This is a genomic window from Pseudomonas lundensis (assembly GCF_002269125.1).
GTDB classification, from domain to species: domain Bacteria; phylum Pseudomonadota; class Gammaproteobacteria; order Pseudomonadales; family Pseudomonadaceae; genus Aquipseudomonas; species Aquipseudomonas lundensis_A.
Genome location: NZ_NQKI01000067.1, coordinates 1 through 5,451, shown reverse-complemented (window position 1 = coordinate 5,451; position 5,451 = coordinate 1). Strand labels below are relative to the sequence as shown.

At 55.2% G+C, this 5,451-nt stretch carries 6 protein-coding genes and 1 pseudogene; all 7 read left to right on the top strand.

Annotation, left to right across the window (positions count from 1 at the left end; translation table 11 throughout):
* Positions 1–82: 82 nt before the first annotated feature.
* Positions 83–1,246: pseudogene (locus CJF39_RS22220) on the top strand (tyrosine-type recombinase/integrase); the annotation flags it as partial.
* A 57-nt stretch (positions 1,247–1,303) separates the two neighbouring features.
* Positions 1,304–2,032 carry a hypothetical protein gene (locus tag CJF39_RS22215; RefSeq protein WP_094995322.1) on the top strand — a complete coding sequence of 243 codons (729 nt, stop codon included), beginning with the start codon at positions 1,304–1,306 and terminating at the stop codon, positions 2,030–2,032.
* A gap of 89 nt (positions 2,033–2,121) precedes the next feature.
* Positions 2,122–2,337, top strand: coding sequence for a helix-turn-helix transcriptional regulator (locus CJF39_RS22210; protein WP_003439546.1), 216 nt, complete (start codon positions 2,122–2,124; stop codon positions 2,335–2,337).
* Position 2,338: 1 nt separating this feature from the next.
* Positions 2,339–3,235 carry a plasmid replication initiator TrfA gene (trfA, locus tag CJF39_RS22205; protein WP_094995321.1) on the top strand — a complete coding sequence of 299 codons (897 nt, stop codon included), beginning with the start codon at positions 2,339–2,341 and terminating at the stop codon, positions 3,233–3,235.
* A 250-nt stretch (positions 3,236–3,485) separates the two neighbouring features.
* Entirely contained in the window at positions 3,486–4,355 is an 870-nt protein-coding gene (locus CJF39_RS22200) for a helix-turn-helix transcriptional regulator (protein WP_094995320.1), read from the top strand.
* 2 nt (positions 4,356–4,357) lie between these two features.
* Positions 4,358–4,966 (top strand): DUF1819 family protein, encoded by a 609-nt coding sequence (locus CJF39_RS22195; protein ID WP_249275419.1) that lies wholly within the window; start codon positions 4,358–4,360, stop codon positions 4,964–4,966.
* A gap of 24 nt (positions 4,967–4,990) precedes the next feature.
* Positions 4,991–5,398, top strand: coding sequence for a DUF1788 domain-containing protein (locus CJF39_RS22190; RefSeq protein WP_249275417.1), 408 nt, complete (start codon positions 4,991–4,993; stop codon positions 5,396–5,398).
* The last annotated feature ends 53 nt before the right edge of the window (positions 5,399–5,451 follow it).

Below are 5,451 nucleotides of genomic sequence, written 5' to 3'. Positions count from 1 at the left end.
GATTGGCTCATAGGCGGCTCGGATCAGGTGGTCAGGCGTATTTCAGCACATTTGAAAACTTGTTCGGAGATTCCCTAAGGAATATCGAGAGCTAGACGGTGACGGCCTGTACTTCCGGGTCAAACCAGACGGATCAAAATCCTGGCAGCTGCGCTACAAAAAGGCGGATGGCAAGTGGTCATGGCTAGGTCTCGGCGGTTATGGCGCTGGTGACCACCAACTGACCGGCGAACAGGCTCGCCGCAAAGTTCGCGAACTGCGCGACAACACCGCAAAAGGCGGTAGTGTTCTCGCAACCAAGCAAGCCCAGAAGGCAGCCGAGCTAGAGGCAGCCAACAACACCTTCGAGCGCCTGGCGCGCGAGTGGTACAGCGCCAAATGCAAGATCTGGACAGAAGGGACTGCTGTCCGAACCATCGGAGCACTGGAAAAGCACGTTTTCCCCGTGTTCGGTAAACGGCCGTTCACAAGCATTCTCCCGATGGAATGGATGAACTTCCTGCGGGCCATGGAAGAGACTGGCATCGTCGAGCAAACAAGTCGCGTTCGCGGCATGTGCAGAGAAGTCTACGATCTCGCCAGGGTTACCGGACGCGCCACTCACAACCCGCTCGAAGGCCTGCATAAGTTCCTTCTGACCAAGCCTGTCGAAAATTTCGCCCATGTATCCCTTGATGAGCTACCCGCGCTGCTGAGGGCCATCCGCTCCTACCCTCACGCAACAGACGTGCGACTTGGCTTGCAGCTACTCACGATGCTTGCCTGCCGCCCATCGGAGCTACGCGAAGCACACTGGCAGGAGTTCGATCTCGATGCCGGGTTATGGCTGATTCCTGCTGAACGCATGAAGCGGCGCCGCGAGCACCTCATACCTTTGCCCAGCCAAGCTATTGCACTGCTGCGAGAACTACACAACATCACAGGCAACTACCAGCTTCTTTTCCCCGGCCGCAGCGACACGACCAAGCCACGTAGCAACACCGTTTTTTTGATGGCCTTGCGTCGCCTGGGTTACGAAGGCCGGCAGACAGGCCATGGCTTCCGCCATCTGGCCAGTACCATTCTCAACGAGAATGGCTTCGACTCACAGCACGTTGAGGCTCAGCTTTCGCATGTAAAAGAAGGCGTCCGGGGCGTCTATGACAAAAGCACTTACCTGGAGCAACGCAAAATCATGATGCAGTGGTATGCGGACCATCTTGACAGACTGGCTGCTGGCAACGTGGTGCAAATCAAGCGCGCGTAGATACAAATGCCGGCCTACTCATCGAAGCACACCGCCCCAGAGAGTGAGCGATACTGCATGCCAGTGATGAAATTCTATGCACCTTATGAAGCCGCCTTTCTTCCGTTTGAAGTTACGGCCTACATGCTGCACCCCGCAGACGAAAAACTGAGAAACGCATATCTCAGACGAAAAATGGCCGAATACACGCTTTTCTGTGCGAGCGAGAATGGGCTTGAATCAGTTCCCGTCGAGGTGCTCAAGGAGCTGCTCGAAAGCCCTGCCACTGCAGGAGCGGATGCTATGGAAAGTCTCGCCATACGGGGGGCGGTTGCCGGCGAGATCCTTCTGAATTTGATCAAGCTGAATGCCAGTGGCGAAGATGCCAGCGTCAACAAGGCAATCCACTTAGGAGCCCAGTATTTCCAGGAGGCCCGAAACTCGTTAGGAGGCAAGATAGCCCCCGGAGAGAGATCTATTCGGCGAGCATGGTCAGCCTTCATGCCCGTAGCCCATTTCTGGGCGGCCCTCAAAATCCATGTCCAGCCGACCGCAAATCTTGCCACGCCCATCAGTTCGGATTCGTATCTGCAGCAACTGAGCCTGGGAAACGAGCTCGGCAAACTTGCACCAAAGCTGACTAGCAAGAATGCAAGAGAGCCGATCTGCACCCCAAATGAGCTCTGGACATTGCCCTGCTCCGTTGAGCTGCCAAGCTGCACATTCAGGTGCCACGGTCTAGACGAACAAGAACGGGACTGGCTGCGCAACTACAAAGCGCCATCCATCAGCAAATTCGACAGTTAGAAACAACTACTGCCATGCGCCCCGACAGCAGTGTGCGGGCACATCTAGATGCATAACTTAGCGAGCGTCATCACCCAGGAGACGCCCGTATGCATCTGGACACACAGAAAACCCTAATCCGCCAAACCAGCCTGATTGAGCATCTGGACCTATCTAGGTCGGGTCTGGACAAGCTGCGCAAAAAAGACGCCACCTTCCCTAAGCCCATCAAAGACGGCCCCCACAGGCAGGCGACGAACTTCTACGTTGTCGCCGAGGTTGAAGCCTGGATACGAGCTCAGATTGAGAAGCGGGACAACGGTTGAAATGGGCCCGCTGACCAAGGTCAGGGAACTGGAGGCCAGGGCCAGCGCTACGGCATCCGCCCTCCGCCCTGCTGATGCTCCAGCACCTCGCCTACAGAATTGGCGAGAACTCTATCGCGCACTGCCCAACGCAGTCTTGCGCTCGGCTTTGTTTGCAGTGATAGGCAAGGGCCAACGAGCCAGACTGGATGGAACTACGATCAACTCGCAGGCTGGTATTGCACTGACCTACAGCGGAGAACAGCTCGATCAGAGCGACCTAGACCTCTGGGCTACGCAGCTACACCTGCTGCGCAATCATCCCCTGGATCAGGAGTTCCACACGAGCATATACGCCCTGTTAAAAGGCCTGGGCATCACGGACACGGGCCCTAGCAGAACCAGCCTGAAACACAGACTGCTGCGCCTCAGCAGCTGCGAGCTGTCGATTCATACAGCCTCGTTTGTATATGAGGGCAACCTGACTAAGGCTGATTACCTCGACGGTAATAAACCGCTTGTCCTAGGACTCAACCCCTGCATCATCCGGCTGTTCGCCAGCGACCAGTTCACGCTAGTTCACTGGGGCGTCAGATGCATGCTGAGCGGGAGCCCCCTGGCGCAGTGGCTGCACGGATATTATTCGACACATGCAGCCCCCTACCCGGTGCGCATCGACACATTGCACAAACTTTCGGGCAGCAAAACTGTTAGCCCGAGCAAATTTCTCCAGTTACTACGTAGAGCTCTGGACAGGCTGGCCCTAGCCAGCGCCGAACATGGCCAAAAATTTACGTATCAGATCGATGGTGAGTTGGTCAGCGTCAATAAGCGCCCAAGCCCCTCTCAGGAGCGCCATATCTCAAAACGCCAAAACCGTGCCGTTACAGCGGGTAAACCTTACCGTCATAGCGGGTAATGATACCGTTATGACGGGTTTTCGAAGCCGTTTCTGCAGGTAGCACATACCGTTGTCGCAGGTATTTTTAACAATACCTGGAACCAGCATCTACAAGGCCTAAGGCCAAAAAACCGATACCTGCTAATCGCTTTTTAATCGTTATCTAATCTGTACATCAACCAGTCTATGCAAAAAACTTTACAGTAACTATTTACACCTGCGCTGCTGCCATCCAGAATCCGGCTACGCAAATGCTCAGACCGGACCCATGCCCCCTCTCAAGCACCAGACGCTTCTTCGCTATCGCGCTATTGAGCTGATTGCTCTCTGGGAAGGCCGCCTGATTACAGCTCAACTGATGGAATGGTTCGGTATCACTCGGCAGCAAGCCTCGGCCGACATCAACCGCTATAACAACGAACTCAACCCGCAAGCCCTGCTGCATAGTCCCTCCATAAAGGGCTACATCCCAGCCAATGGATTCAAGCCCGTGCTTTGTTCGGGGCATATCAACGAGTACCTTGAGCTGCTGACAAGTAATGGTTCTCAGCCGATAAATCTGGTGCTGGAATCCCAACCAGGGGTAGCGGCAGTCCAGCTGCCTGAGCGAGCCGTCAGGCCTGATGTAGTACGTGAATTGGTAAAGGCCTGTCGCAACCGAGCCAGTCTGGAAGTCGCCTACAGCTCGATGCGCAATCCCGAGCAACATGAACGGGTCATTTCACCGCACACCCTTATCTACTCAGGTTTTCGTTGGCACACTCGCGCCTTTTGCCACAAATCCCAGAGCTACCGCGACTTTCTGATCTCGCGCATTAGCGGCACGCCTCAGCTTAGTGATGAACATGCTCCACCCAGCGAGCCTGACAACGCCTGGAATGAGCAGACCACCCTGCACATCATCCCCAACCAGCGCCTAAGCGAAGCACAACAAGCCATGGTCGCTCGCGACTACGCCATGACAGATGGGCAACTCCTCATCACCGTCAGAAAAGCTCTTACCCACTACACGCTGCAGCGTTACCAGGCCGCAATCACTGACGAGCAGTGTTCTCGGGTCGCAGAACATCCAATACAGCTGTCCCCCGAAGATCGTGAGCTGCTGTTGCCTTACCTGTTCGGAGGGGAAGCCGCTTGATCATGCAGACTTTCAGCTATGACTCCGATCTTATCGGCGGCTCACTGCAAGTACGTGAATGCCGAGTCATCGCAGATCTACTGCTGCAACAGGCTTCCTCAGAGCGGTGGGCAGAAGAAATACAGCAGCACAATCGCCTGCAGAAACGCTCGCCTGCTTCGGCCAGACGAGTATCCCAAGCGCTGCGTAAACGCCTGGAGCGCCTGGATCAGCCTTTCTGGCGAGCCCTACGTGATGGTGATGACGAACTCGCTACTCAGGTCGCCTTCTGCGCGGCGCTTGAGCGCAACCTGCTGCTGGTGGAATTCATCGAAACCGCCCTGCGTGATGCCTATCTGACTAAGGCAGAACATCTCGAACCCTGGCATTGGCATGACTTCCTCGAGGAGCGCAGCCATCGCGACCCGGCCATCAAGACCTGGACGGAATCCAGCCGTAAGAAAATGGGCCAAGTTGTCTATCGCATGCTGGCCGAGGTCAAGCTGCTCAAAAGCACGCGCAGTATGCAGTTGCAGACCTTACTGGTCCGCCCTGAGGTTCGCACCTTGCTGGACGACAGTTACCGCCACCGCATCAAAGCCTGCCTGGAAGTCTCCAGCAGCAACCTCTGACAGGCAGTACCAAGGAATAAAAGAATGAACCAGCAGCTACAGGATCGGCTGAACCAGATCCCAGAAAAAATCCTCACCGAGGAGTTTCTCAAAAGCCAAGGGCTTGGCAACGAGATCGGCTTCTGGATCTTCGACTATACGCCCGAGGATGAGCTGCAGGTGCGCCAATACCTCAACTTCCTCAAAAGCTTTCTGGATAAAAAACATAGTCAGCTGAAGGTAGTGAACATCAACCTGCTGCGAGCCATGAAGGACTACCTTGATCAGCGCAACTTCACTGAAAAAGCCATCCAGATGCAGACCACCAAGGGTGACTTGGCACTTCTCAAAGCGCTTGCCGGCCCGCTGCACATGGACAAGTTCGCGCCCTACCTGATGGAGCATTACCGCGCCACGGAACACGATGTTGTGTTGGCGCTGATTGAAAACTGACCCACCCTGCCGATTGAAAATTGACCCAGGACGGATTGCTGATTTCTGTCCCA